Origin of the sequence: Mycobacterium sp. 1165178.9, assembly GCF_001673555.1 — a bacterium.
Classification (GTDB): domain Bacteria; phylum Actinomycetota; class Actinomycetes; order Mycobacteriales; family Mycobacteriaceae; genus Mycobacterium.
Map to the genome: position 1 here is coordinate 1 of NZ_LZMB01000379.1, position 1,392 is coordinate 1,392.

The 1,392-nt window shown below is 66.7% G+C and carries 1 protein-coding gene and 1 pseudogene; both read left to right on the plus strand.

The genetic code is table 11. From position 1 onward, the window contains the following. Positions 1-232: pseudogene (locus tag A5652_RS16390) on the plus strand (histidine phosphatase family protein); the annotation flags it as partial. 70 nt (positions 233-302) lie between these two features. Further along, positions 303-1,392, plus strand: a 1,090-nt coding sequence (locus A5652_RS16395; protein WP_082983943.1) for an SDR family oxidoreductase, incomplete at its 3' end; no start/stop codon positions are given.

Below are 1,392 nucleotides of genomic sequence, written 5' to 3' on the forward strand. Positions count from 1 at the left end.
CCAGTTCACCGCGGCCGTCAACAAGATCTACAACAGCGGCCACCACAACCCGGTGGTGTTCTCGCACAGGAACTCCATCATGGTGTGGACCCTGTTGAACGTGCAGAACGCTAAGGACAGCCTGATGGACAGCCACCCGATTCCCAACACGGGTCGCGTCGTGATCAGCGGTAACCCGATGACCGGCTGGACGCTGGTCGACTGGGACGGGATCCGCGACTTCAGCAACTAGTGGCGATCGCAATCGCGGCGTAGCCGGGATCACAGTTGACGTGCGCGGCCGCCACCGCCACCATGTCTTCATGCGGTATGTCGTTACCGGCGGTACCGGGTTTATTGGTAGCCGTGTCGTGAGTCGTCTTGTGGAATCCCGTCCCGACGCGCAGGTGTTCGTCTTGGTGCGACGGCAGTCGTTGGGCCGCTTCGAGCGGCTCGCCGAACAGTGGGGCGAGCGGGTGAAACCGCTGGTCGCCGGGCTGCCGGAACTGGAGCTGAGCGAGGAGGTCCTCGCCGAGCTGGGCGAGATCGATCACGTGGTGCACTGCGCGGCGATCTACGACATCACCGCCGGTGAGCCCGAGCAGCGGGCCAGCAACGTCGAGGGCACCCGCGCGGTGATCGGGCTGGCGCAGCGGCTGGACGCGACGTTGCACCACGTGTCGTCGATCGCCGTGGCGGGCGATTTCGCCGGCGAATACACCGAGGACGATTTCGACGTCGGTCAGCAGCTGCCGACGCCGTATCACCAGACCAAGTTCGAGGCCGAGCTGCTGGTGCGCTCGGCGCCCGGACTGCGTCATCGCATCTATCGCCCGGCGGTGGTGGTCGGCGATTCCCGCACCGGCGAGATGGACAAGGTGGACGGGCCGTACTACTTCTTCGGCGTGCTGGCCAAGCTGGCCGTGCTCCCGTCGTTGACCCCGATCCTGCTGCCCGACACCGGTCGCACCAACATCGTCCCGGTCGACTACGTCGTCGACGCACTGGTCGCGCTGATGCATGCCGACGGCCGTGACGGGCAGACCTTCCACCTCACCGCCGAGAAAACCATTGGCCTGCGGGGCATTTACCGCGGCGTGGCCAAGGCGGCCGGGCTGCCGCCGCTGCGAGGTTCACTACCCCGCGCGGTGGCCACGCCGGTGCTCAAGGTGCGCGGACGCGCCAGAGTCGTGCGCAACATGGCGGCCACCCAGCTCGGTATTCCCGCCGAGGTGCTCGACGTCGTAGACCTCGCCCCGACCTTCGTCAGCGAGAAGACACGAAACGCCTTGCGGGGCACCGGAATTGTCGTGCCGGCGTTCTCCAGCTACGCGCCCAAGCTGTGGCGGTATTGGGCGCAGCATCTGGATCCGGACCGTGCGCGCCGCGACGATCCGCACGAACCGTTGCGGG